Below are 24,826 nucleotides of genomic sequence, written 5' to 3' on the forward strand. Positions count from 1 at the left end.
CGTTCCGCCGCCGCACACCCTGGTACCAGGTGTGCTTTTATCCTGGTACTGGAACTACCTGGTAACAGGGTCGACGCTGTGCTTACCTGGTAGTCGTGACCACTGGCATCGAAGACCGCCTGCGCCGGACCGAGCTGGGCGAGTTCCTCCGCAACCGGCGCGGCCGGATCACGCCCGAGCAGGTCGGCCTGCCGGTCGGCGGGCGGCGGCGCACCCCAGGGCTGCGCCGCGAGGAGGTCGCGCAGCTCGCCGGGGTCGGAGTCACCTGGTACACGTGGCTCGAACAGGGCCGCGACATCAACGCGTCCGAGCAGGTGCTCAGCGCGATCTCCCGCACGCTCCGCCTCGATCCGCACGAGCACGTGCACCTGTTCACTCTGGCCGGAGCGCCGGAGCCGGTCACCGAGAAGAAGAACTGCTCCGCGATCACGCCGTCGATGGACGACATGATGACCCAGCTGGAGCCGTTCCCGGTCGCGGTCCGCAACGCGCGCTTCGACGTGATCGGCCACAACGCCGGTTACGACTGGCTGATGGGCGGCGTCGACGCGATCCCGTACGAGGAACGCAACACGCTCGTCCAGTGCCTGCTCAACCCGGAGTGGAGGAAGCGGATGGTCGACTGGGAGCAGAACGTGCCGCGGATGGTCTCGTCCTTCCGCGCCGCGATGGCCGAGCACATGGGCGAGCCCGGCTGGAAGTCGCTGGTCAAACGGCTGCGGGCGGAGTCGCCGTGCTTCGCGGAGCTGTGGGACCGCCACGACGTGAACACCGAGCAGGCCAAGACCAAGCGGTACCTGCATCCGGAGGCGGGCCTGCTGACGTTCGACTTCACCTACCTCTACGCCGGCCGCCGCTCGGAAATCCGGATGTCGGTCTACACCCCGGGCAACACCGAGACCCTGGAGAAGCTGCGCGAGTTCGTGCCTGTGACCGGATAGCGCAGGTGCGTCACGCCCTCGCCGACGGTGACGTCCGGCGTACCGAGGCGCACCGGGTCGAGCCCGAACTCGCCGAAGAGCGGCACTCCGCCGCCGAGCAGCACCGGCACCAGATCAATCCGCACCGCGTCGAGAAGCCCGGCTGCCAGGCATTGCCGGGCCATCTCGCCCGCGTTCACGCCGACGTCGCGGCCGTCGGCCAGTTCCTTCGCGCGTGCCACCGCGACCTCGATGCCCTCGGTGACGAATGTGAACGGCGAGTCCTCCCATCCGGCAGGCGCTCGATGCGTCACCACGACCACTGGTCCGCCGAACGGATGCATCCCGCCCCACCCCGAGGTCAGGTCGAACAGCCGTCTTCCGACGAGCAGCGCCCCGGTCGATTCCAGCTGCGCGTGCAGCACCTCGGCGCTCGCCGGGGACATGCGCAGCACGCGATCCGGCTGCGCGGTCGGCACCTCCTCGGAACCGCCGCCCATCCAGCCGAAGAGCAGATCGAACCCCGATTCGCCCGGTCCCGCCACGAAACCGTCCAGCGACATGCTCGCCCCGGCCACTACCTCGCCCATCACCGTCTCCGTTTCCGTCGTTTGCCCAGTGAACGGAGCCGGACGAGCGTTCTCGACATACCGCGCCGCGCGTAGCCCGATCCCACGCTCCACGACGGACGCGCCGCACGCGGTTCCCCGGTAGTTTTCGCACCATGTACTGGTGGCGGGCGCAGAACCCGTGGTTCGGGCGGGTGTTCCGGACCCTCGTCGTGCTCGCCTTCGTGCTCGGCGGCTCCAGTGCGTCCGGCCGCTGGCAGCACGCCGAGCATCCGCTGAGCCCGCTCGGTGCCGCCTGGCTGGCCGCGACCGTGCTGACGCTGCTGCTTGTCCACCGGTATCCGCTGCCGCTGTTCGTCCTCACCGCGGCCTCGGCCTACGCCTACTACCTGTCGCCGGAACCGGGCGGGCCGGTGATCCTCGTCCCGACCATCGCGCTGTTCGTCCTGACCCGGCACAAGGGTCCGGTGGTCGCCGGAAGCACCGGCGCGGCGGTGCTCGTGGCGGCGTACGTGACCCACATCGTCGTCGCGCAAACGTTTGCGATCAGTGCTTGGGCGTTGTTCGCCGTGGTCTGGATGGTCGCCGTGATCGGCATCGCGACCGCGGTGCGGTTCCAGTTCGCGGCCGTCGCCGCCCGGCGCGAGCAGGCCGACGAGCATCGGCACCGGATGGCTGAGCAGGAGCGGCTTCGCATCGCCCGCGAGGTGCACGACGTCGTCGCGCACAGTCTCGCGATGATCAACGTCCAGGCCGGCGTCGCCGCGCATGTCGCGGATCGGCGGCCCGAACAGGCGAAAGAGGCGCTGCTGAACATCAAGGCGGCCAGCGCGTCCGCGCTCAACGACCTCCGCGCGACGCTCGCGGTGCTGCGTTCCGGCGAGAACCGCGCGCCCGCGCCGAGCCTCGCGCAGGTCGACGAGCTGCTCGACCACGCGCGCACCGCCGGGCTGGAAGTCGAGCTGCACGGCGAAGCCGGTGAGCTGCCCGCCCCGGTGGACGGCGCGGCGTACCGGATCCTGCAGGAATCGCTCACCAACGTCGTCCGGCACGCCGACGGGGCACAGCGCGTCGAGGTCCGTTTCGAGCGCAAGCCGGGCACGCTGGTCCTGACCGTGCGCGACGACGGCCGCGGCACCGTCCAGCCGACGCCCGGCCACGGCCTGCGCGGCATGCGGGAACGCGCGACGGCGCTCGGCGGCAGCGTCGAGGCGAGCGTCACTGGGCAGGGTTTCCAGGTGCGGGCGGAACTGCCCGTGGAGGGGGAGAAATGACCATCCGCGTCGTACTGGCCGACGACCAGGCCCTGGTCCGCGCCGGATTCCGGCTGCTGCTGGACACCGAGGACGGTTTCGAGGTGGCCGGTGAGGCGAGCGACGGCGAGCAGGCCGTCGCGCAGGCGGTCGAGCACCGGCCGGACATCGTGGTGATGGACATCCGGATGCCCGGCACCGATGGGCTCGAAGCGACCCGCCGGATCACCTCGCATCCCGACCTCGCCGGGGTAAAAGTGCTGGTACTGACCACCTTCGACGTCGACGAGTACGTCTACGAAGCACTCCGCGCCGGGGCCAGCGGCTTCCTGCTGAAGGACACCGAACCGGTCGAACTGCTGCACGCGCTGCGCGTCGTCGCGGCAGGGGAGGCCCTGCTCGCGCCGACCGTCACGCGCCGGTTGATCGCCGAGATCGTCGGACGGCCGGAGCACCGGCGGATCGACACCTCGGCCGTGCAGGAGGTGACCGAACGCGAACGCGAGGTGCTGGCGCTGGTCGCGGGCGGCTTGTCGAACGACGAAATCGCCGCCCACCTGGTGATCTCCGCCGCGACAGCGCGGACGCACGTCAGCCGCATCATGACCAAGATCGGCGCGCGCGACCGGGCGCAGCTGGTGGTGCTGGCCTACGAATCCGGCCTCGTCACCCCGCGTCGCGGCTCGCACGAGTGAGCTAAGCCGGGAGTGTGAGTTAGGCCGTGTCGGTGAACGCCCTCCCACCTTCGCACGCCCTACAGGCAGAGCATCACTCAGCGAGGGGTGTGGCGGAAGGAGTTCCGGTGGCGTGGGAAATCGTCCTGGTCGCCGCGCTGGGCCTGGTTTTCCTGGTCCGGCTGGTAGCGCAGCTCCGGCGGAGCTGACGGCCGACGGCGCGGCGGCATCGCCCGGCGCACCGGCGGTTCGGCGGTGCGGTCGACGCCCGATTCGGCGGGACGCGCCCGGTGCGCGCCGCCATTAGAACGCATCGCTCGCGGCTGCTCGTCGCCATTCGCGCGAGGCATGCGTGGCTGCTCGCCGCGCGGGGCGTCGTTCGGCGGCGGAGTGCCGTTCCTCGGCATCCGCCCGTTCGGCTGCGGACGCGGCCGAGGTGCCGGACGGCGCGGCGGCCTCGGATCGGCGGGCACCTTCGGGATCTCGATGGTCACCTCGGCGGCGTCCACGAGCTGCGTGGCTTCCCCCGGCGTTTCGACCGGCGGCTCGACCGGAGGTTCCGGCTTCTCCGGCTCGGGCGGAGTCGGCTTCTGCCGATGCGACAACCGCCGCGCCAGCGAATGGCTCGGCCGCTCCACGAACCGGTAGCTCACCTCGACCACCCCGAACACCGCCGGGATCACGATCAGCAGTGCGATCGGCAGCGGCACCGCCGGGCGCAGCAGCTGCAGCAGCACGAACGTGACCAGCATGTGCAGCAGGTAGATCGAGTAGCTGCGCTCGGACAGCATGGTCCAGACCTTGCGCTGCTTCAGCCGGTCCTCGGCGAACATGCCCATCAGGAAGCAGGCGACGGCGAAGGCCAGCGCGAGGTTGTACGAGCTGTCCACGCGGCCGACGTTGATGATGTCCGCCAGCACGTACAGCGACCACGCGCAGCCGCCGTACAGCGCGCCGGTCCAGAGCGGGATCTTCTTCTTGGTCGTCGCCCAGATGACCTGGCCGATCACCATGGCGGGCAGGTACGAGACGTTCACCGCGAACAGCGACCACGACGGTCCCAGCTGCGAGCGGCTCATCATCACCACGAAGATGAACGTCAGCTCCACCGCGATCCCGAGCCACACCCACCGGCGCAGCAGCGGCAGCACCGCCATCAGCAGCACGTAGAAGATGACCTCGACGATCATCGTCCAGGCCACCGGCACCAGCACGACCTGCGGGAAAATCAGGTAGTTGACCAGCGCGGTGTTGGTGAAGACGGTGAGTGGGTTGAGCGTCTGCGCCTGCCCGGTCGACGGCGGGTGCAGGTTCACCAGCAGCAGGAACACCGTCAGCAGCACCACGAACAGCATCGGCGCGTACACCCGGATGAACCGGTTGAGCGCGAAGCGTCCCGGCCCCTGGCGCAGCGCGATCGGCGTCACGACGAAACCGCTGACCAGGAAGAAGAACGGCACGGCGATCTGCCCGATGCCCTGCTTCGACATGTGCATCGGGTCGCTCGTGAGCGCCTCGATGAAATCGGCGTACGGGGCGTTCTCGTTCTTCGCGATGATCCACGGATGGACGATGTGGCTGTAGAAGACCAGCAGCGCGCCTAGACCGCGGCCGATGTCGATGAAGACGATCCGGGTCTTCTTCGGCGTCGCGGACGAGGGGTCGGCCAGGGCAGCGGAATTCGGCTCGGCCAGCGTGATCACCCCCGTCTTCCGCTACCGACAACCTCGTGAAGGTTACCGCCTCTCCGGCGGGCCACGGACGTACTCCCCGCATTTGGCGGAGACAAGGGGATAATTCACAAAACCCGGTCTGGCCTCGGATTATGTGGTTGCCAGGTACGATCAGGCAGGAATTCGTCCGGTTTTGCGCGAGTGAGTTCAGGAGTTCGGGGAGCGTGCAGCAGTCCAGTCTCGACGGCGCCGTCGAGCGTTCACCGACCCTGCGTGCCGCGTTCCGCCAGGCCGCCCCCGCGATCAGCCTCTACCTGCTGTTTCAGGTCCTCGCGTTCGGCGTGCTGTGGATGATGAGCTGGAAGGCCGACGTGTCGCCGGGCCGGTTCATCGACAATTTCGACGCCAACTGGTTCCTGTCGGTCGCGCAGCACGGCTACGACCAGCCGGTCACGCTCGGCGCCGACGGGCTGCCCGGCGAGAACAGCCTGGTGTTCTTCCCGCTGTATCCGGCGATGGTGGCTCTTCTCACCCTGGTCGGCATCCCGCCGCTCGGGGCCGGGATGACGATCTCGCTGCTGGCCGGATGCGCGGCCGCGTGGGGTCTGTTCGTGCTGGGCCGCGACCTGGCCGGACCGCGGGTGGGCCTGCTGGTCGCCGTGCTGTGGTCGATCGGGCCGGGCTCGACGGCGCTGCATCTGGCGTACTCGGAATCGCTGCTGATGGCGCTCGTGTCCTGGACGTTCGTGATGCTCGCGCGCCGGGAATGGCTGGTCGCGGGCGGGTTCGCGGTGCTCGCCGGGCTGACCAGGGCGAGTTCGGGAGCCCTGATCGCCGCGGTCGGCATCGCCGCGCTCGTCGCGGTTTTCCAGCGCCGCGACGGCTGGCGGCCGTGGGTCGGCGGGCTGATCGCGCCGCTCGGCCTGCTGGGCTATCTCGGCTACGTCTGGATCCAGACCGGCCGCCCGGACGGCTGGTTCTGGCTGCAGAACGCGTGGCAGATGCACTTCGACTTCGGCGTCTTCACCTGGACCCAGGTCCGCGACGGCCTCACCTCGGACCACGCCAGCTGGATCACCGTGACCGCGCTCGTCGTGCTCGCCGCGGTGGTGCTGCAGTTCTGGACGTGGGCCACGCGGCTGCCGTTGCCGTGGCAGATCTACGGCACGCTCACCGTGGTGATCGCGCTGTGCTCCTCGAACTTCTTCCAGTCCCGCGCGCGCTTCCTGCTGCCGGCGTTCGTGCTGACCGTGCCGGTCGCGCTCATGCTGGCGAAGCTGCCGAACCGGGTACTGGCGGTGCTGCTGCCGGTGATCACCATCGGAAGTGCCTGGTACGGCGCGTTCCTGCTGACCATCGCGCACGTGGCGCCCTGAGGCACCACGTGCGCGATCAGCTCAGGGCGCCAGCCAGAGGGTGACGAATTCCTTCTCGTCCGCCTTGGCCGCGGCGATGATCGCCGGGTCGTCCAGCACCTTGTCGGCCGGACCGTCGTCGGTGACCACCTTCGGCGTGTAGCCGAGCGAGCGGTACCCGGCGAGCACGGCGGCCGGGTCGTCGCCCAGTTCGGTGATCGCGCCCGGGTCGAATTCGCAGACGACGTGCGGCTGGTCGCGGCGCAGCACCTCGGCCAGCCCCGCCAGCGCACGGTGGTCGCGGCCCTGCAGGTCGACCTTCACCAGGCCGATCCGCTGCTCGGTCACCTCGGGCACGGAGTCCAGCCGGACCGCCGGGACCTCGACGCCGGAGCCGTCCGTGGTGACGCGGTTGTCGCCGCTGTTGCCCGGGGTCGCCTGCGCCAGGTGCACGGTGCCGGGCTCGTCCCACGCGGCCGACTCGACCACGGTGACCAGCTCACCCGCCGCGGCGGGCAGGTTGACCTCGACGTTGCGGCGCAGGTACGCGGCGTTGACCGGGTCGGCCTCCACCGCGATCACCCTGGTCACCTCCGGCGTAGCCCGCAGCAGCCGCAGCGTGTGGTAGCCGACGTGCGCGCCGACGTCGAGGAACGCGCCCTTGGCCAGCGACGCCATCAGCTCGGCCTCGCTGTCCTCCCAGGACCGGTGGAACAGGATCCAGGGCAGCATGACCTCGTCGATCGGCATCAGCAGCGCGCCGACGTCGCACTGGACGACGTCCGCGCCACGCGGCACCGGAGCGTGCCGGAGCCGGGCGGCGTCCCGCATCGCGCTGACATCGAGGGTCACCCGCTGGATGGCCTTCTCGTCGGCGTCGAGCCGTTCGTCGCGGCTCGCGAACATCTTGTGCACGGTGCCCGCCGCGGTTTCGACCTGCGCGCCGACGCCGTCGTAGCCCTCGGCCAGCTTCGCCACGTCCGCTTCGAGATTGCGCAGCGCGAGGTCCGTTTCCGGGGCCTGCCGGCGCAGTTCGTTGACCGTGCCGCGCAACGCTTCGAGCCGTTCGCCGAGCGTGCGCGTGGACAGCGCGGCGCGGCGGGATTCGTCGATGCTGCGTTCCAGGCCTTCGATCCGGTCCAGCAACCGCCGGTTGCTTTCCTCGGTGGCCGCGAGCAGCGCGCTCATCACGTGCCGCTGATGCACGTCGTAGTGGTCGATCGCGCGCAGCACGGCCTTGCGCAGCGCGGGCGCGAGCGGCAGCCGCGACGGCGTGTCCGCTTCCGGACGCCAGCGCAACGCCTCGGTCGCCTGCTGCAGCGGGCTGAGCGGGTGCTCCGGTGGCGGTGCCGCGGCGCGCTGCCGCTCCTGCCACGTCTCGTGCGCCTGCTCCAGCTCACGCCGCATCCACTCGGCCGCGGTCGCCATCGACCGCTCGCGCAGGATGACCTCCCGCGCGCGCTTGCCGCGGGCGATCGCCTCGGCCGGGTCGTCGGCGATCCGCACCATCGCGGCCGCGGCGGCGTCGAGATCGGGCTCCGCCCAGACCGCGTCGGCGTGGTACGGGTAGTTGCCCTCGCCGACCGGAACCAGCCGGTACGGGATCGGCCAGCCCGTGGACGCGTCGAGGAATTCGGTGGTGCTGGAGTAATCCGTCGAGATCACCGGCATCGCGCGCGCCATCGCCTCGGCGACGGTGAGCCCGAAACCCTCGCTGCGGTGCAGCGAAACGTACGCGGTGCTGGTCTCGTACAGCTCGTGCAGCTCAGTGACGCTGAGGTAGCGCTCGATCAGTTCGATCCGGTCGTCGCCGCGAACCGCCGCGCGCAGCCGTTCGGCCGCCTGCGGGTGCAGCTTCGAGTTGATCGCCTTGACGGTGAGCCGGACGTCGTCCCGGCCGGGGAACGCCCGCTGGAACGCAACGACTGCGCCCCAAGGGTTTTTGCGTTCCGCGACGCTGTTGAAGTCGAAGGCGAAGAGGAACCGAACCGGCTCGCCCTTGTCCCGCGCGGGCGGAGACGGCTCGCCCGGATCGCGCACCGGCACCGGGATCGTCTTGACCGGGATCGTCGAATGCGCGGCGAACGCCCGGCGGCAGAAGTCGCTGACCGTCCAGATCTCGTCGAGCATCCCGAACGCTTCGTGCTGCCACTGCGGGAAATCCTCGAGTTCCCACGCCCACAGCCCGATCCGGTAGCGCCCGGCGCCGACCTCGGGGTGGTTGGTGAGGATCGTGCGGGTCTGGTCCGCGTTCACCGCGAACACGCTGACCGGGAACCGCGGGTCGCCGACCGTCGCCGGCCGCTCGATCCCGGTGCGGTTCGAGACCGCCTTCTCCTCCAGCACCGTGACCACCGGCACGCCGCCGGTCTCGATCGCCTCGAGCACGATCCGGCCCATCTCGCCGAGCCCCAGCTCAGCGGTCAGGTAACCGAGCAGGTTCACGCCGAACTCGTCGTGCGGCGGACGCGTGGCGACCGGTTCGGACGGCAGCGCCCACTCCGGCAGCCCGGCCTCGGCGACGCCGGACCCGGCGCACCAGTGCCGGAAACCGTCGGCGTCGTCGCCGTAGGGATGCGGGAACGCCATCTGCAGGTCGATCCGCGACGCCCAGATCGCGTGCGTCAGCCGGTTCAACCCGGCCGCGGCCTGGCCCTGGTCCTCCGGGGTCGCGAGCCATTCGCGCAGCGCGAGCCCGCCGTCCTCGGCGTACGCGTGCGGCGGCGCGGGCTTCTTCTTGCGCTCGGACTTGATCCAGCCCTCGCGGAAGACGCGCCGGGCGAGCTTCGGCACCGGCGTGCCGTCGCGGAAGTCCTTGAAGCCGTACGGAATCGAGTCGAGCGACTCGGCGTACCCCGCTTCGCGCAGCTTCGTGCCGTACGAGTCACAGATGGCGCGAAGGTCGTCGTTGTGCGACAGCAGCACGCGAGGCTTGCGCGCGCAGTGGAAGCTGAGCAGCCACGGCTTCTCCGGCCGATAGCCGCTGAAGTGGAAGAAGCGCAGCTTCGCGCCGCCGGCGGTCAGGTTGCCGTCCTCGTCGCGGCCGATCGGACGCTCGTGGAGGTTCCAGTACGCGACGTCGAATCCGGGGTCGGTGACGACGTGGTGCCGGAACAGCGACGGCACCTGGTCGACCCAGCGCTGGTCGGTGAACAGCTGCTGCTCGGGCGCGACGATCGCGTCGTGGCGCAGCCTGCCCGCCCAGAAGTCGAGGAACGGCCCGGCGCCGCGGCCGACGCCGATGAAGCCGAGGTTGAACATGCCGGTGCCCATGATCACCGCGTCGTCCGGCTCCATGCCGTCCTGCGGCAACGGGGTCAGGAAGTGCGGCGCGAGCACGATGTCGTGCTCCTTGGCGAGTTCGGCGACCTCGGGGATCGGCGCGAACAGCTCGATGTCCGGATCGAGGTAGATCGCGGCCTCGGACTCTTTCAGCAGCTCGCGCAGCAGGTACGGCTTGACCGACGTGGCGAGTTCGGTGACCGAGTACGCGGTCGCCATCCGCAGGTAGTCGTCCTCGTCGATGCCGAACGCGGCCGGGCCGACGACGGTGAGTCCGTCGCCGGCCCGGTCCGACTGGTCGCGCGGGGCGTCGATGACCGCGATGACGAAGCGGCCGCCCGGATGGTGCTCGAGGTACGAGCGGGCCAGCACGCGCGCGGCTGGCACATAGTTGCGGGCGACGATCGTGCAGGCGGTGGTCCCGGGCTCAGGCATCGGCGGTCAGAACCGTGAGCTGCTGGTTCAGTGCGGTGGTGAAGTCGGTCTTCGTCTGGGCGGCGGCCTTGCCGGACACCTCGACGCGGACGATCACGTTGCCGTGCGCGTAGTGCCCGCGCGCCTGGGCCGACTGGCCTTCCTTCGCGTCGATCGACGTGGCGTACACGCCGTTCGGGGCGGTGGTGTCGCGCTTGGCCCCGTTCGTGACCTGGACCTCCATCAGCTTCTCGGCCGCGGTCTTCGCCGCGGTCGGGCTGCTGGCCTGGGTCAGGAAGAGCGTGATCAGGTTGCCGTCGTCCAGGTGGTACACGACGAACTTGACCTTCGACGCGCCCGCTGACTGGTAGGCGCTCAGCTCCTGCGGGTTCAGGTACTGCAGCGTGTCGACCTGCGAGAACGACGTGATGTCGTCGTGCGTCTCGGCCTTGCCCGGCATGTTCGCGACGCCGAGCGGGTCCGGCGGCTTCGGCGCCGCCGACGAGCTGTGCTGCGCGGTGGTCTGCTCGGTGCCGCCGCCTCCGCTGTCGCGGCCCCACAGCCAGTACGCGCCGAACGCGATGCCGGCCAGCACGACCACGGCGCCGACGATCGCGCCGATCTTCTTGCCGTTGCTCTTCTTCGGCTTGTCGCTGAAGTACTCCGGACCCTGGCGGACCCATTCGGAGTCGCCCCCGGACGGGCCGAGCGGAGGCAGATCGCCGCCGCCCCACGGCGGGGTCTGGTCGCTTTCGGCCGCGTTCCACGGCTGCTGCTGCGGGAAGCCCCCGGGCGGCGAGGACGGCGTGCCCTGCGGGAACCCGCCGGGCGGGGAGTAGTGCGCCTGCGGCTGGTGCTGCTGCGGCTGCACCACCTGGGTGCGCTCGGGACCAGCGTCCGCGGGCGGCTGCTGCTGTTGCTGCTGCCACGACTGCACGACCTGGGTGCGCTCCGCGCCGCCGTCGGCGGGCGGCTGCTGAGCCTGCGGGGCCTGCGGCTGCTGCTGCGGCACTCCGCCGGGCGGGCTGACCGGGGCGATCACCTGGGTCGAGTCCGCGCTCTGGCTCGGCGGCGGCGGGGCGGGCTGATCCTGCTGGCCCACGGCCGAGGACAGCACCTGATCACGCCGGATGCGATAGTCGTCCGCGGAGAGGCGCCCTGACGCGAGCTCCTCGTCCAGCCGGCGCAGCTCCTCCTGCCAGGACACCAGGGCCCCCCTTATCTGTCGGCATGGCGACGGGTCAATGCGTCGGCACTACCCGATTGTGGTGTGACGACGTGGACATTGTGCACGGGTCCGACCCCACGTGACCTGGCGGGTCGCCTTCCGAGCCGGGGTGAGTTCAGCTGGCGGGCAGCGCGGCCGCGACCTTCGCGCGGATCTCTTCCATCCGCGACCGCAGCGCCGCCGGATCCTGGCCGACCGGGCCCGACACGCCGATGCCGATCGACACCCCGCCCGAGGTGTACCAGAAGGCCAGCACGCGTCCGGCCGGGCTGCTCGCGCCATAGAGCAGGTCGGTGGCCGCCGGGCCGAGCGGGCTGCTGTCGAACCCGCCGGTGACGAGGTTCTGCCGCAGCCCCTGGACGAGCTGACCCGCCTGTGCCTTGGACGGCGTCGGGACGGCGATGAGCGTCGTGCCGCCTTCGGGCGCGGCGTAGGCGTGGTAGACGAGCTGGTCCGCGCCCGCCGCGCGCATGAGGTTCGCGTCGGCGTCGGAGACGGCCTTGGCCTGGACCGCCTTGTCCAGCGCCATGGTCGAGTTCTCCGGGCTCGCCGTCCCCGGCAGCGTGGGCAGCTTGTCTTCGAGCGAGGGCGGCTGGGTGTTCGGCGTGGACGACGCGGGCGGCGGCGAGGCCGTGCCGGACGTGTCGTCCTTGTTGCCGATGAACCAGATGACGCCGACGACCAGCGCCAGCACCACGAGCACGGCCAGCGACAGGAACAGCCAGGTCGGCTTCGACCCGCGCGGTTTGGCGTCGTCCTCCCAGAGCCGGCGCGGCTCCGGCTGCCCGCCGTTGGCCGGGACCGCTCCGAAGACCGCGGTGGGCCGGTCGTCGGCCGGGCTGGGCGCGGTCGTCGGCCGATCGGTGGAGAACGGGGTGCCCGGGGTGTGGGAGAACGCGGGCTGGGTCTTCTCCGCCGACGGGACCGTCGCCCCGGAGTTCAGGAACGACTCGACCGCGGGCGGTTCCGGCGCGGGCATCGCCGGGTTGGTGCTGGCCCATCCGACGACCGGCTGCTGCTGTTGCTGCTGACCAGGGGTATTCCACTGCACGGGAGCGACACCGGGCCACGTTCCCGGCTGCGCGGGCATCTGCTGCTGGGGCTGGTGCGGTGCGGCCGGGTTGGGGTTTGGCGGTGGCGTGGCCGGGCTCGGTTGCTGGGCGAAGAACGGGGGCGCTGAGCTGGTCGCCGGGGGTGCCGGGGTGGCGGGAGCCGCCTGACTGGGCGTGGAAGGGGCGGCGGGGTTGGTCGTGGCGGAGGCCGCCGGGCTGGCGGCGGAAGAGGCTGCCGAACTGGTCGTGGAGGAGGCTGCCTCGCTGGTGGTGGAGGTTGCCTCACCGGCTGCGGAGGCCGCGGCGGGACTGGTGGCGGACCCTGCCGGGTTGGCCGCAGCGGAAGTCGCCGCGCCGCCGGACTGAGCCGAGCCGGTGCGGTCCGATCCCACCCGCTGGGTGGCCGCCGCATCCCCGGAGCCGGGCTCCGCGATCGCCGCGACGTCCTGCGGAGCGCTCGCCGCCGGGCTGCTCCAGGTGGGTGACCCGCCGTTCGAGGGCGCGTCCTGCCGCAACGGCGACGCCACTGGCGAAGCCGCCCCGCCGCCCGACGCCTCGGCGAGCAGTTCGTCGCGCTGGCGGCGGTGTTCGGCGTGGCCCAGGCGGCCGGCGGCCAACTCGGCGTCCAACCGCCGGAGTTCTTCCTGCCAGCTCATCACGCAACCCCCTGTCACCGGTTCGGGCGACAGTGTTCCATGCGTCCCGGCTCCGTGGGGCTCAGGCGCACAAGATCAGCCGAGATCAGCGGCTCGTAGGGGAAACGGCGTCCGTACGATCGGGAGCATGTCCTCCGCGCGCGGTGCGCTCGCCGCCCTGGCCGTGGATCGGCTCGCCGGTCTCGACATCACCGCTGCCGAACTCGTCGAGGCCGGGGCGCGGGCCGTCAGCGAGGGCCTCGACGCGCCGTCCCTGCCCGAACTGGCCGCCCTCGACCACCGGAATCACCAGGCGGTCTCCGACGCCTTTTCGCACGTCGTGGAGGAGTTGGGCATCGAGCTTCCGGCCGATGCCACGGCCGCCCAATGGCAACTGCTCGGCGAACATCTCGGCGAAATGGTGCGCGGCGACGTCCCGCTCGCCGAAGCCGCGAAGGGCGTCAAAGCCTTCGACGGGCGGCTCGGCCACCCCGCCGCGCTCGCCGAACTTCGCCAGTGGCTGGCGATGCTCGCGACCTGGATTCCGACCGACGTCACGCCGGTCAGCTACTGCGAGCAACAGGTTCTGCAGCAGGCGCGCGCGGTACTGGCCGGTCCATGGCCGCCGGTCACCCGTTGAGCGGCAAAAACTGTCGTACATATGTTCTAAAATTGGCCGTGTACTGGGGAAACCATCCACCGGAAGGCGGCCGCCCATGACTGCTCCCAAGCCCGCTTACGTCACGCTGCCCACGTTCGTCGGATACAGCGCCAGCAAGGGCCCGTCGCGTTCGTCGTTCGTGCGCAGGCAGCGCCGGCTGTACGAGGACCCGGCGCGGGCGGCGTTCAACTACTACCGGCGCGCGGCGAACGCGGTCCGGGCCGGCCGGGCGGCGCGGCAGGACGAGGTCGCCATGCGCGCGCTGGTCAACAACGCCGACGAGCGCACCCGTCCGCACTACGCGGCCATCGCCGAGGGCTGGCTGCGCTACCTCGGCCGCCGGGATCCGAAGCTGATCGAGGTCGGGCGGGCGAAGTTCGCGCTCGGCGAGCTGGAAATCGGCATCAGCCCACAGCTCGGGCTGCGGAAATCGAACGGCCGCCGGTATGCCACCTGGCTGTACTTCAAGGAGGAGCCGCTCACCCGGGACGCCGCGCAGCTCGCGTTGTGGCTGCTCACCGAGGGCATGCCGGATCTGCTGCCGGGCGGTGAGGCGCTGGTCGTGGACGTGCGCCGGGCGAAGGAGTTCACCCTGTCCGCGCGGGACCGGGAGCGGCTGCGGCCGTGGGCGGCCAGCGAGGCGTCGGCGTTCGTCACGCTGTGGCGCGCCGCATAACGGCTGCGTGCATGACCGGCGGGCCGGTCGGGTAAAGGTAGCTGCGGACCGGGTCGTGGTTCCCGGTCCGCAGGCCACCCGGTCGAGTGACAGCTTCGCGCTCGGCTCCCGTGGACTGGACAATCCCGGCCCCGGACACGAAGCTTTCGGCAGTTTCGAGCCCGGTCGATGACTTCGAGGTCGACAAGTGAACGCTGCTGCAGCCTGGGAGCCGCTCTCGCGAGTGGCCGACGAGCCCGCTTGGTATTGGGTGCACGACAAGCTCAGGTTCTGGCCGAGCACCTTCGCGCACGATTGGCCGGGCTTCCATGAGCCGCGCCCGTCGGCCGCCTGGGATCTCTCCACCGGCGAGTACGACCGTGCCTCGGCCGAGTTCCGCCTCGGCCCGTACGCGGTGGAGGAGCACGACGTCGCCCGCGCGGTGCTGGCCGCGCTGAAGGAAACGACCGCCGAGGACGAGTGGCTGTGGGTGCTGCACTGGCAGCACCAGTCGTTCAAGTTCTGGCCGCACCGCATGCGGCCGGACGCGCCCTGGCTGGTGTCGGTCTTCCCGCGCGGCGACTACCACCTGTTCCTCGCCGCGGACTTCAGCTACGGCACCCTCGGCCACCCGTGGGAGCGCACCCTGTGCGTCTTCGGGGACAAACTGCTCCCGGCGGTCGAAAAGCACGCCGACGGCATCCTCACGAACCAGCTGCGCCGGGACGGCCAGCCCTCTGCGCTGACCCGCTGAGCAGTGCCGCTGCTACCGTCTCGCACGTGTTCGAATACCACGGCTGGGTGACCATCGCCGCCACCGCAACGGGCGACGACGACGCGGCTTTGCTGCAGCGGCTGGTCGAGCGCGTCAACCGGTCGTTGCGCGACGCGGGCATGCTGGATTTGGTGGATCTGCGGTGGAGCGCCGGGCTGCCGATGCTCCACCTGGGTGGTCTGGACAAGCACGGCGGCGCGATCGGACCGCAGCTGCTGGAAACGTTCGCGCGGGTCGGCGAACTGGCCCCCGGTTCCTACGGCCTGCTGCACGTGTGGGACGACCAGGACCCCGAACACGACAACGACTTCCGCGTGTACCGGATGGCCCGCGGTCAGGTCACCGACCACAGCGATCCGCATTTGTCGCCCGTCGCGCCGACCGCGCTGGACGGCTACGAGTTGTGAGCCCCTGCCCGGCTGCGGACAGGGGCTCAACAGCTCAGCGCGGCGGGGTTTGCGGCCGGTTGCCGGGTTCCTGCCGCGGCGGTTTCTGGTCAGTGCCGGGGAATTTCGGCGCGGGCAGGTGCGCGGCCTCGTAGCGGGAGAGCGTCAGCGGCCCGGAGGTGTCGGGCAGCGCCGGCGGCTTGGCCTTGGTGTCGCGGAACCGGAACGCCGAGGTCAGGTCGCCGAAGGTGGAACGCCGCCAGTCGGAGATGTTGGGCTCGGCCACGCCGGTGACCTTCTCCAGGAACTGCAGGGTCGACGTGTGGTCGAAGCGTTCGGTCGCGACCCAGCCGCCCGCGGTCCACGGCGACACGATGATGCACGGCACCCGATAACCGGCCCCGACGGACAGCCCGTTGCCCTTGGTGCCGCCGGGCGAGGTCTTGGTGACGAACTCGTGCGGCGTCCCGGGTTTCGGGATGGGCGGGATGACGTGGTCGAAGAGGCCGTCGTTCTCGTCGTAGTTGAGGATGAACGCGGTTTTGGCCCAGACGTCCGGGTTGGAGGCGATCGCGTCGATCTTGGACGCGACGAAAGCCGCGCCTTCGGCAGGCGTGTAGTCCGGATGCTCGGACGCGGTCGAAGTGCAGATGATCCACGAGACGGTGGGCAGTTTGTCGTTGCGCGCGTCGTACTCGAACTGGCCCTCCGGCCGGTGGGTCGTGCCGTTGACGACGAGCGGTGAGTCCGCGTCGGCGTTCTTGAAGTTCGCGAAGTTCTCGAGCATGTTGCAGCCGTAGGTGTCGCTCTGCTCGTACACCTTCCAGCTCACGCCCGCTGCCTGAAGCCGCTCGGCGTAGGTGGTCCAGGTGTACCCGCCAGCCGGAGCCTTGTTGTCCAGAATCGGCCCGCCGTGCTTCCCGTCCGGGTCGATCGTCCCGGTCATCCACATCATCCGGTTCGGCCAAGTAGGCCCGAGCACCGAGCAGTGGTAGGCGTCGCAAATCGTGAACGCCTCGGCCAACGCGAACTGAAACGGCAGGTCAGCCCGGGTGTGATAGCCCATCACGTAGGGCCCGTTCTTCCCGTCGGCCTTGCGGTGCGCGGGCAGCCAGTTGTCCATTTTGCCGCCGTTGAGGGCGTCGTGCTGGACCTGCCAAGCATGCGAGGTGGAGGGAATCTTCTGTGCGTTGGTCGCATGCGTGTCCAGATGAAACGGCAACGCGTACCCAGCCGGATTCAGCGCATCAGGCTGATAAAACACCGACCGCCCATTAGGCAACCGAGCCGCGCCAGGATCGGAAAACCCCCGAACCCCGGACAACGTCCCAAAGTAGTGGTCGAACGACCGATTCTCCTGCATCAGCAACACAACATGCTCAACGTCCGCCAGAGACCCCCGCCCCGGCACCCCCCGAGCCAACGCCTCCCGAACACTGCCAGGCAACAAAGAAGCAGAAGCCGCCGCAGCCCCAGCCACCCCAAGAACCCGCCGCCGAGTCAACTCAGTCATGCAGCCACGGTCCCGCGCCCTAGCGACGCCAAAAACCAACCAAGTAAAAACAATCCATGAACGCCCCCAACACAAGGTCGGGCAGCAGCTCAAGATCGCAAGTGGCCTAGACCAGCCATGCTTCTCCGCTCGCTTCGCGAGCTACAAAGCCTCCCCGCCCCCAACCGCAGCTCACCGCACCGTGGGGGTCCGGGGGCTCGGCCCCCGGGTGAAATGGCGAGAGGCCCGTATCCACGCTTTCCGTGGATACGGGCCTCTCAGCCGCGAGCGGATGACGGGATTCGAACCCGCGACCCTCACCTTGGCAAGGTGATGCGCTACCAGCTGCGCTACATCCGCGTTAACCGCTTGGTGCTCGGTGTTGAAGACACTCTATACCGTCGCCTCGGTGACACTTTCGGGGGCCCCGACATACGCGTGGACCTGCTGAGACTTGGTGCTCGCGCGTCACGTCGGGCGCACAAGGGGTGACGACGGGCGCTCTGCTCCGTATGGTGTCCCCAATCGACTTCAGTGGTGAGTCCTTCGGGGGAGGAGGTGCCTTGCCGGATGACCGAGCTGGGCACGGCGCCGCCACCAGCGGCCTCGGAATCCGACGAGCAGGCACTTTTGAAGCGGCTGCGCGACGGCGAGGATGCCGCGTTCGGGGAGTTGTTCGAGCTGCACGCGGCGGCGGTGCGCAGATTGGCGCAGAGCCTTGCCTCGGATCGCTCCGAAGCTGAAGACATCACCGCGGAGACCTTCTTCCGCGTGCTGCAGGCGTTGCGCCGCGGTGCGGGTCCGCGGGATTACATCCGGGCTTATCTGCTGACGGTGGCGCGCCGGGTGTCGTGGGAGTGGCACGGCGCGCGGCGCGATGTTCCGGTGACCGACGACGAGCTGACGTTCCGCGCCGGCGCTGGGGTGGACACGCCCGCGCGGACGGCTGAGCACACGTTGATCACCACGGCGTTCACGAGTTTGCCGGAGCGCTGGCGGACCGTGTTGTGGCAGACCGAGGTCGAGGGCGAGCAGCCGTCGATGGTGGCTCCGCATTTCGGGTTGTCGGCGAACGCGACGGCGGCGTTGGCGCGGCGGGCGCGGCAGGGGCTGCGGGCGGCGTATCTGCAGGCGCATCTTTCGGTGAATCGTGGTCCGGAGACGTGCCGGGCGGTGGTGGAGAAGCTGGGCGGGTTCACCGCGGGCAGCGTCACCGGCGCGGAGGCGGAGCGGATCAAGGCGCATTTGCTGGGGTGTCCGTCGTGCCGGGCGACGCAGGACGAGCTGCGGGATGTGTGCTCGTCGCTGCGGGCGCATGCCGAGGTGCTGGTGGTCGCGGTTCCGGCGCTGGCCGGGATCGGGAAGGCCAGCGGCGCGCTCGCGACGGTGAAGAGCGTGGTGTTCGGCTCGAAGGTGAAGGTCGGGCTGGCGCTGGCGTCGACCGCGGCGGCGGGTGCGGTGAGCCTGACCGCCGGTCCGCTGGTGTTCGGGTCGCATCCGGCGCAGGACGTGGGGCTGGGCGGCGGTGCGCCGGAGCTGGCGTTGCAACCGCCGGAGCAGCCTCCGCCGCCGGCGCAGCAGGGTCCGCGGGTCATCGCCGGGAAGCTCTACGGCAGTGCGCGGCCGGTGCGATCGGCGATTCATCCGGGGATTTCGCCGCATCTGGGCGTGGCCGAGGTGCCGAATTTGCCGCCGGTGCATCAGCCGGTTCCGCAGGAGGAGTCGTCGACGTCGGATACCTCCGGTACGACGCCGCGGGACGATCTTCCTGGTCAGGACAGCAGCAGTTCGGGTACGCCGATGACGAGCCGGTCGTCGAGCACTGAGTCGCGGTCGGATCTGGACACGTCCACCAACTCGTCCAGCCCGGGGGTCATGAGCACGACGACGGACACCACGAGTTCGTCGTACGCTCCGCCGCACTCGTCGTACGTGCCGTCGCCGGATTCGTATCTGCCGCCGTCGGTCACCACGACGCCGGCGGGGTCGCGGCACGTCGCTTCGGCCGCTCCGGAGTCCTCCGCCGCGGCTGGTTCCGCTGGTTCGGAGAAGCCCGTCCGGTCCGCGAAGTCTGCCAGGACCGGCTCCACGGACGAGCAGGATGTCACCAATTCGGCCGATTCCTCAGCGGACGCAGGTCGCCGAACAGGCAAAACCCGGCATAACGCCAATCACTCTCGGTGACCACCTCGCGCTCGACCGCGCGGTCACGGTAACGTTGACCGAGTTCGGCGTCGCCCGGGAGGCAACAGGATGAACCGGCTGGTACGCGGCGAAGACGGTCGCGACTGGGTGGTCCGTGCCCAGATGGAATGGCGGGCTCCCGCCACCGCGGACGATTTCGAACACGACGTCGCGGGCAGTTACGGACCTGGCATCGCGATGATCGTGGTCATGGTGTTCCTGGTGGCCGCGCTGGTGATCTGGACGCCGGATGTGGTCAAGGTGCCCGCGTGGGTGCTGCTGGCGTTGCTGCTGGTGGTGTTGTTCTTCCCGCTGCGGTGGATTCTGCGCCGCCCGTGGACGGTGGTCGCCGAGACCGAGGGCGACGTCGCGGGAGACCGGCCGTCGGAGCGCTGGGTCGGCACGATCCGCGGCATGTTCACCGTGTCCGGCGAGGTGAAGCGGATCTCGAAGACGATCCAGAAGCACTCGCTGCCGGACTTCGACGGTCCGCTGCACCCGGTCGAATAGACCTGGCCGGAACGGGACTGGCGCGCGAGACTGGTGCCATGCCCGAGCTGCCCGAGGTCGAAGCACTGGCCCATCACCTGCGCGAACACGCCGTAGGGAGCACCGTTTTCCGGATCGACGTCGCGTCGCTCAGCGTGCTGAAGACCGCGGTGCCGCCGTACACCGAACTGCATGGCCGCGAGATCACCGGCGCGACCCGTCATGGCAAGCATCTGGATGTGGTCCTCGGCGACCTGCATCTGGTGGTGCATTTGGCCCGCGCGGGATGGTTGCGCTGGTCGGACGGGCTGGCCCCGGCTCCGTTGAAGCCCGGCAAGGGGCCGATCTCGCTGCGCGTGCACCTGGAGTCCGCGTCCGGTCCTGGCTTCGATCTCACCGAGGCGGGGACGAAGAAGGGCCTGGCGGTGTGGATCGTCGCGGACCCCTCGGAGGTGGCGAGCGTGGCCCGGCTGGGTCCGGACGCGCTGGCGGTTGACGCGTCGCAGCTGCGGGAGTTGTTCCAGGGCAAGGGGACGCGGCTGAAGTGGGCGTTGACCGATCAGTCGGTGATCGCGGGGATCGGAAACGCTTATTCGGACGAGATCATGCACCGGGCGAAGCTCTCGCCTTACGCGACGGTGGGAAAGCTGGACGAGGGCGCGCTGGAGACCCTGGCCGAGGCTATCCGTGAGGTGGAGACGGACGCTGTTTCGCGGTCTGTCGGGCAGAAGGCCGCGCGGTTGAAGGGGGAGAAGCGGTCTGGGCTGCGGGTGCATGCTCGGACCGGGTTGCCTTGTCCGGTTTGCGGGGACACTATCCGGGAGATTTCGTTCGCGGATAAGTCGTTTCAGTATTGCGCGACTTGTCAGACCGGGGGAAGCCGTTGGCGGATCGGCGGATGTCGCGGTTGTTGAAGTGAATTGTGGTGGCGTGGGGCACCCCGAAGCCTGAATTGTGCTGACGGTCTGGGGGTGCTTGTCAAGGCGGGAAAGATGCCTTGACAAGCACCCCCAGACCGCAGGGAGGCTTCGTATCGGGGTGCGGGGGTGGGGCTGGGTGCCTCGATGTTTGGGTGCGTCGGCGGCGGTTCTTGCGGTGGGGTGGGGCTGCGCCCAAATTCGGAAAAGAGGGGCCGGGCCGTCGGCAAATTGGGCTGGGCTATCGGCAAACACGGCCGGGCCGTCGGCAAAGACAGCCGGGCCAAAGGCAAAGAGGGCCGTGCCAAGGAGCCGAGGCTGTGGGGCGCTCGACCATGGGGCACCCGACCACAGGCCTCAAGAACCCTCATCCGCACTAGCCAAGCAATGAAGGGACCCTTCACCCCTAACCTTCCGTAGTGATGAAGGGTCCCTTCACCCCACTCATCGGCGACCTACAGCCACCGCCACCACCCGAATGGCGCAAGATCCTCACGCTCACCGGGAGTGACGGTAGGGTTTGCCCACCCTCGGTCGTCGCTACTGGACAGAAAGTGGGAAGCAGACCTTGCACCCGGTCGGTCGAGCGCAGAGCATGGACGTCGTGTCCGACTTCCCCTATGCGCTGGTCGTCCCGTGGGTACTGGTCGGCATCCTGGTGATCGTGGTGCTGGTCCTCGCCTTCCGGGCGCGCCGGCCCAAGGGCGTGATCCAGGACGCCGTGTTGCAGGCCGTCCACCGGATGTCCAAAGCCACGCCGAATTTGCGGGCGGGGCTTGACGAGGAGGCCGCCAACCGGATGACGGCGGAGCTGCTCGAGGTGCTCGACTGTCTCGCGGTCGGCATCACGGACAGTGAAGGCACGCTGCTGTCCTGGGCGGGCGAGGCCACTGACCACTACCTGGACGTCGTCGAGGACATCGGCACCGCGCTGCGGAAACACCGGCGGGCGGTCGCTGATCACAACAAGATGCCGTGCAATCACCGTGGCACCTGCAAGATGAAGACCGCCGCGATCGTGCCGATTCTCGTTGAGGGCGAGGCCGAGGCGACGCTCATCGTTGTCGGGCGCACGCGCGGCAAGCTGGTGCAGATGGCCGAGGCGGTGGGGCAGTTCGTCTGCACGCAGTTTGAACTCGCACGGCTGGAGGAGTCGCGCAATCAGCTGCAGCAGGCGGAAATCAAAGCCCTGCGCGCGCAGATCTCGCCGCACTTCGTCTACAACGCGCTCAACACGATCTCCGCGCTGATCCGCACCGATCCGGAGGAAGCGCGCGAGCTGCTTCAGGACTTCTGCGGACTTCACGCGCTATTCGTTCCGCACCTCCGGCATGTACACCACGCTCGCCGAGGAACTGCGCAACATCGACCGGTACCTGACCATCGAAAACGCTCGTTTCGGCGGGCGGCTCGAGGTGCGGATGAAGATCGCGCCCGAGGTGCTGAGCGTCGTGGTGCCGTTCCTGATCATTCAGCCGCTCGTCGAAAACGCCGTGAAACACGGGCTGGCCAGCAAACCGAGCGGTGGCTGCGTCACGGTGATCGCGCGGGACGACGGGCACGAGGCACTGATCACGGTCGAGGACGACGGCATCGGCATGGATCCGCGTCAGCTCACCGATCTGCGCAACGCGCACCGCACCGGCGCGCACGTCGGGCTCGGCAACATCAACCAGCGCATGCGGCAGGTGTTCGGCGAGGACTACGCGCTCACCGTCGAGACCGCGCCGGGCGCGGGGATGAAGGTCGCGCTGCGGGTGCCGAAGTTCAAGCTCGGGGTGCGGCCGAACATGCCGGACTACTCCGCCGACGTGCCCCAGCAGCCGCCCGCGCCGGTTCCCCGGCCCGCGGACCCGGAGCCCGAACCCGACGGGGTGCACGGCTCGCGTTCGGGCATGCTGCCCGCGCACTGAACTGGTTAGCCTGGGCTGATGAGCGTGACCGACAAGCTGACTGCCCGCCTTCCCGTGCTCGGCGACCGGGGCGACCGCAAGGACGTGGTCGCCGTCGTGAAGCTGCACGGGGTGATCACGCCGACGCCGTCGCCGCTTGCCCGCGGCGCGATCAACCTCGGTGCCGTCGAATCCGCGCTCACCAGGGCGTTCGCGCACGATCGGCTCAAGGCGGTCGCGCTGCAGATCAACTCGCCCGGCGGCGCGCCGACGCAGTCCGGCCTGGTCGCGGAGCGGATCCGGCAGCTGGCCGACGAGAAGGGCGTGCCGGTGCTGGCGTTCGCCGAGGACGTTGCCGCTTCCGGCGGCTACTGGCTCGCGTGCGCGGCGGACGAGATCTACGCGCACCGGACGTCCATGGTCGGCTCGATCGGCGTCATCAGCGGCGGGTTCGGGTTCACCGGGCTGCTCGAACGGTTCGGCATCGAGCGCAGGCTGCACACCGCCGGCGCGAACAAATCGCGGCTCGACCCGTTCAGCCCGGAGAAGCCCGAGGACGTCGAGTGGCTGAAGAACATGCACAGCCAGCTCCACGAACTGTTCGTCGAATGGGTCAAGGAGCGCCGCGGCGATCGGCTGACCGATTCCACCGACCTGTTCACCGGCGACGTCTGGCTCGGGCAGAAAGCCGTCGACCTTGGGCTGGTCGACGGGCTCGGTTCGCTGCGCGAGATCGTCCGCGAGCGGTATCCGGACGCCGAGATCACCGTGGCCGAGCCGAAGAAACCGCTGCTCGCGCGGCTGGGCATCGGTGCGCCGGCGGCCGCGAGCGCGCTGCTGGACGCGGTTACCACGAAGGCGGCTTGGTCGCGGTTCGGCCTGTGACCGCGGGTGAGTGGCGACTCCGGTACGCCACTCACAAGGGGCGAGCTTCGATCGGGTCTGGACAATGCACCTCGCAATCGGCAGGATGCGTCTCACTGTGAGTGCTCACGACGACACCCGGAAACTCATCGTCCTCGCCGTGGACGACGAGCTGGCCGGGCTGGACGAACTCAGCCACGGACTCCAGAACAACCCGCACATCCACCGCGTTTTCCAGGCCTCGGACGCCTCCGACGCGCTGCGGCTGTTCTCGCACGACGACCCGGAACTGGCTGCCCGGCGGGCAAACGGCCTGCCGACGGTCGACGCCGTGTTCGCCGACATCGACATGCCCGGCTTGTCCGGGATGGAGATGTCGCGGGTCATCGCGGCGATGAACCCGTCGCCGGTACTGGTGTTCGTCACCGGGCACGCCGAGGAAGCGGTGAACGCGTTCGACCTCGGCGCGGTGGACTACGTGCTCAAGCCGTTCCAGCAGGACCGGCTCGACCGGTCGGTCTCGCGGGTTCGCGAGAAGCTGGCCACGGCCGCCGGCCCGCCCGCGGGCCAGGGCGGCGGCGAACCGGTGAAGACCGATGACGAGGTCATCCCGGTCGAACTGGCCGGCACCACGAAGCTGATCCCGCGCTCCTCGGTGCGCTGGGTGGAGGCGCAGGGCGACTACGCGCGGCTGTTCACCACCGAGGGCAGCCACCTGGTCCGCATCCCGCTCGCCCAGCTGGAGGAACGCTGGGAGAAGGCCGGATTCGTGCGGATCCACCGGTCGTTCCTGGTCGCGCTGCCGCTGATCACCGAAATGCGGATGGGTCAGGGCGGCTACCAGGTCGTGATCGGCAACGAGGAGAAAGTGCTGCCGGTCAGCCGACGGCACACCCGGGCGCTGAAGGACCGCATCGTCGGCTCCGGCCGGGGCGGCTAGCCGTCGATGTCCTCGCCCGAAGACCCCTACCACCGGCTCTCGAACGGAGTCCGCGAACCGGACCCGACGCTGGGCGTGCGGCCGGAGGACCGCGCGGTGGTCGAACCGGTTCCGCCCGCTCCCGAACCGGCCCCGCGGTCAAGCGAACCCGCGCACGTGCGGCCGAAACGAGAGCGCGTGGTGCTCGCCGACTCGCGGCAGTCGTCCGGCCGGATGCGCGGGCGGGTCGAACTGGAAGAACAGACCAGCTGGGGAAAACTGCTGGTCCGCGACCTGGTGAAGGTGCAGCTGCGCACGTCGGTGTGGCTGGCGGTGCTGGTGCTGGTCGTGCTCGGGGTGCTGCCCGCGCTGTTCTACTTCCTCCCGGCGGTCGCGCGGTTCACGGTGATCGGCATCCCGATCCCGTGGCTCGTGCTCGGCCTGCTTCCGTTCCCGTTCCTCTTCGCCGTCGGCCTCTGGTACAACCGGCTCGCCGAGCGGCACGAACGCGATTTCGTCGACATGATCGAGAACTGA

At 69.6% G+C, this 24,826-nt stretch carries 19 protein-coding genes, 1 tRNA gene and 2 pseudogenes; 15 read left to right on the plus strand and 7 right to left on the minus strand.

Translation table 11 applies throughout. The features are described from left to right. Window positions 1-95: 95 nt before the first annotated feature. A complete protein-coding gene (locus tag RPX00_RS14010) occupies window positions 96-941 on the plus strand; it encodes a helix-turn-helix transcriptional regulator (RefSeq protein ID WP_406639953.1) in 846 nt (281 codons plus the stop codon). Here the strand turns inward: RPX00_RS14010 and RPX00_RS14015 are convergent. Beyond that, a complete protein-coding gene (locus tag RPX00_RS14015; protein WP_406639955.1) occupies window positions 878-1,510 on the minus strand; it encodes a dihydrofolate reductase family protein in 633 nt (210 codons plus the stop codon). The two genes, RPX00_RS14010 and RPX00_RS14015, sit on opposite strands and share 64 nt — an antisense overlap. Before the next feature lie 134 nt (window positions 1,511-1,644). Here RPX00_RS14015 and RPX00_RS14020 point away from each other — a divergent pair, with 134 nt between their 5' ends. Both RPX00_RS14020 and RPX00_RS14025 read left to right on the plus strand, forming a co-directional pair. After that, complete coding sequence (locus RPX00_RS14020) at window positions 1,645-2,763, plus strand: sensor histidine kinase (RefSeq protein WP_406639956.1); 1,119 nt, start codon at window positions 1,645-1,647, stop codon at window positions 2,761-2,763. Further along, window positions 2,760-3,437, plus strand: coding sequence for a response regulator (locus RPX00_RS14025; protein WP_406639957.1), 678 nt, complete (start codon window positions 2,760-2,762; stop codon window positions 3,435-3,437). The genes RPX00_RS14020 and RPX00_RS14025 overlap by 4 nt, the downstream gene beginning before the upstream one ends. Before the next feature lie 77 nt (window positions 3,438-3,514). Here the strand turns inward: RPX00_RS14025 and RPX00_RS14030 are convergent, their stop codons facing one another. Further along, window positions 3,515-5,119 carry an acyltransferase family protein gene (locus RPX00_RS14030; RefSeq protein ID WP_406639958.1) on the minus strand — a complete coding sequence of 535 codons (1,605 nt, stop codon included), beginning with the start codon at window positions 5,117-5,119 and terminating at the stop codon, window positions 3,515-3,517. Window positions 5,120-5,313: 194 nt separating this feature from the next. On the opposite strand from RPX00_RS14030, the gene RPX00_RS14035 reads away from it, so the two are divergent. Further along, complete coding sequence (locus RPX00_RS14035) at window positions 5,314-6,465, plus strand: hypothetical protein (RefSeq protein ID WP_406639959.1); 1,152 nt, start codon at window positions 5,314-5,316, stop codon at window positions 6,463-6,465. A 21-nt stretch (window positions 6,466-6,486) separates the two neighbouring features. Here the strand turns inward: RPX00_RS14035 and RPX00_RS14040 are convergent, their stop codons facing one another. The 3 genes from RPX00_RS14040 to RPX00_RS14050 all read right to left on the minus strand — a co-directional run bounded on the left by RPX00_RS14040 (window position 6,487) and on the right by RPX00_RS14050 (window position 13,076). After that, the gene (locus RPX00_RS14040; protein WP_406639960.1) at window positions 6,487-10,161 is read right to left on the minus strand and encodes an FkbM family methyltransferase; all 3,675 of its coding nucleotides are present in this window, start codon (window positions 10,159-10,161) and stop codon (window positions 6,487-6,489) included. Then, complete coding sequence (locus RPX00_RS14045; RefSeq protein ID WP_406639961.1) at window positions 10,154-11,347, minus strand: hypothetical protein; 1,194 nt, start codon at window positions 11,345-11,347, stop codon at window positions 10,154-10,156. The genes RPX00_RS14040 and RPX00_RS14045 overlap by 8 nt, the downstream gene beginning before the upstream one ends. A 136-nt stretch (window positions 11,348-11,483) precedes the next feature. Further along, window positions 11,484-13,076, minus strand: a complete 1,593-nt coding sequence (locus tag RPX00_RS14050) for a hypothetical protein (RefSeq protein WP_406639962.1) — start codon at window positions 13,074-13,076, stop codon at window positions 11,484-11,486. A 127-nt stretch (window positions 13,077-13,203) separates the two neighbouring features. Between RPX00_RS14050 and RPX00_RS14055 the strand changes: the two genes are divergently transcribed. From RPX00_RS14055 to RPX00_RS14070, 4 genes are all read left to right on the plus strand, one after another. After that, window positions 13,204-13,695 (plus strand): hypothetical protein, encoded by a 492-nt coding sequence (locus RPX00_RS14055; protein ID WP_406639963.1) that lies wholly within the window; start codon window positions 13,204-13,206, stop codon window positions 13,693-13,695. A 76-nt stretch (window positions 13,696-13,771) separates the two neighbouring features. Continuing rightward, window positions 13,772-14,392: a hypothetical protein gene (locus RPX00_RS14060; RefSeq protein WP_406639964.1), complete on the plus strand. Its 621-nt coding sequence runs from the start codon at window positions 13,772-13,774 to the stop codon at window positions 14,390-14,392. Between the two features lie 223 nt (window positions 14,393-14,615). Continuing rightward, complete coding sequence (locus tag RPX00_RS14065) at window positions 14,616-15,125, plus strand: DUF2716 domain-containing protein (protein ID WP_406642908.1); 510 nt, start codon at window positions 14,616-14,618, stop codon at window positions 15,123-15,125. 26 nt (window positions 15,126-15,151) lie between these two features. Beyond that, a complete protein-coding gene (locus RPX00_RS14070; RefSeq protein ID WP_406639965.1) occupies window positions 15,152-15,553 on the plus strand; it encodes an Imm7 family immunity protein in 402 nt (133 codons plus the stop codon). A 34-nt stretch (window positions 15,554-15,587) separates the two neighbouring features. Here the strand turns inward: RPX00_RS14070 and RPX00_RS14075 are convergent, their stop codons facing one another. Together RPX00_RS14075 and RPX00_RS14080 are read right to left on the minus strand one after the other, a co-directional pair. Next, window positions 15,588-17,045 (minus strand): alkaline phosphatase family protein, encoded by a 1,458-nt coding sequence (locus RPX00_RS14075; RefSeq protein WP_406639966.1) that lies wholly within the window; start codon window positions 17,043-17,045, stop codon window positions 15,588-15,590. 266 nt (window positions 17,046-17,311) lie between these two features. Further along, window positions 17,312-17,384, minus strand: a tRNA-Gly gene (locus RPX00_RS14080). 210 nt (window positions 17,385-17,594) lie between these two features. Here RPX00_RS14080 and RPX00_RS14085 point away from each other — a divergent pair. The 7 genes and pseudogenes from RPX00_RS14085 (at window position 17,595) to RPX00_RS14115 (ending at window position 24,826) form a co-directional block, all read left to right on the plus strand. Beyond that, window positions 17,595-19,208, plus strand: coding sequence for a zf-HC2 domain-containing protein (locus RPX00_RS14085; protein ID WP_406639967.1), 1,614 nt, complete (start codon window positions 17,595-17,597; stop codon window positions 19,206-19,208). Window positions 19,209-19,277: 69 nt separating this feature from the next. After that, window positions 19,278-19,718: a DUF983 domain-containing protein gene (locus tag RPX00_RS14090; protein WP_378308847.1), complete on the plus strand. Its 441-nt coding sequence runs from the start codon at window positions 19,278-19,280 to the stop codon at window positions 19,716-19,718. Window positions 19,719-19,756: 38 nt separating this feature from the next. Further along, window positions 19,757-20,616 (plus strand): annotated as a pseudogene (locus RPX00_RS14095) (Fpg/Nei family DNA glycosylase). A 593-nt stretch (window positions 20,617-21,209) separates the two neighbouring features. Then, window positions 21,210-22,527, plus strand: a pseudogene (locus tag RPX00_RS14100) (sensor histidine kinase). An 18-nt stretch (window positions 22,528-22,545) separates the two neighbouring features. Then, complete coding sequence (locus RPX00_RS14105; protein WP_406639968.1) at window positions 22,546-23,391, plus strand: S49 family peptidase; 846 nt, start codon at window positions 22,546-22,548, stop codon at window positions 23,389-23,391. 85 nt (window positions 23,392-23,476) lie between these two features. Further along, entirely contained in the window at window positions 23,477-24,310 is an 834-nt protein-coding gene (locus RPX00_RS14110) for a LytR/AlgR family response regulator transcription factor (protein WP_406639969.1), read from the plus strand. 6 nt (window positions 24,311-24,316) lie between these two features. After that, the gene (locus RPX00_RS14115) at window positions 24,317-24,826 is read left to right on the plus strand and encodes a hypothetical protein (protein ID WP_406639970.1); all 510 of its coding nucleotides are present in this window, start codon (window positions 24,317-24,319) and stop codon (window positions 24,824-24,826) included.

The organism is Amycolatopsis sp. WGS_07 (assembly GCF_045278895.1).
Taxonomy (GTDB): domain Bacteria; phylum Actinomycetota; class Actinomycetes; order Mycobacteriales; family Pseudonocardiaceae; genus Amycolatopsis.

Coding starts and splice junctions, on each gene's coding strand:
- RPX00_RS14015 (WP_406639955.1), bottom strand. CDS start 1,510: ATGGGCGAGGTAGTGGCCGGGGCGAGCATGTCGCTGGACGGTTTCGTG.
- RPX00_RS14020 (WP_406639956.1), top strand. CDS start 1,645: ATGTACTGGTGGCGGGCGCAGAACCCGTGGTTCGGGCGGGTGTTCCGG.
- RPX00_RS14025 (WP_406639957.1), top strand. CDS start 2,760: ATGACCATCCGCGTCGTACTGGCCGACGACCAGGCCCTGGTCCGCGCC.
- RPX00_RS14040 (WP_406639960.1), bottom strand. CDS start 10,161: ATGCCTGAGCCCGGGACCACCGCCTGCACGATCGTCGCCCGCAACTAT.
- RPX00_RS14050 (WP_406639962.1), bottom strand. CDS start 13,076: ATGAGCTGGCAGGAAGAACTCCGGCGGTTGGACGCCGAGTTGGCCGCC.
- RPX00_RS14055 (WP_406639963.1), top strand. CDS start 13,204: ATGTCCTCCGCGCGCGGTGCGCTCGCCGCCCTGGCCGTGGATCGGCTC.
- RPX00_RS14060 (WP_406639964.1), top strand. CDS start 13,772: ATGACTGCTCCCAAGCCCGCTTACGTCACGCTGCCCACGTTCGTCGGA.
- RPX00_RS14075 (WP_406639966.1), bottom strand. CDS start 17,045: ATGACTGAGTTGACTCGGCGGCGGGTTCTTGGGGTGGCTGGGGCTGCG.
- RPX00_RS14085 (WP_406639967.1), top strand. CDS start 17,595: ATGACCGAGCTGGGCACGGCGCCGCCACCAGCGGCCTCGGAATCCGAC.
- RPX00_RS14090 (WP_378308847.1), top strand. CDS start 19,278: ATGAACCGGCTGGTACGCGGCGAAGACGGTCGCGACTGGGTGGTCCGT.
- RPX00_RS14105 (WP_406639968.1), top strand. CDS start 22,546: ATGAGCGTGACCGACAAGCTGACTGCCCGCCTTCCCGTGCTCGGCGAC.
- RPX00_RS14110 (WP_406639969.1), top strand. CDS start 23,477: ATGCGTCTCACTGTGAGTGCTCACGACGACACCCGGAAACTCATCGTC.
- RPX00_RS14115 (WP_406639970.1), top strand. CDS start 24,317: ATGTCCTCGCCCGAAGACCCCTACCACCGGCTCTCGAACGGAGTCCGC.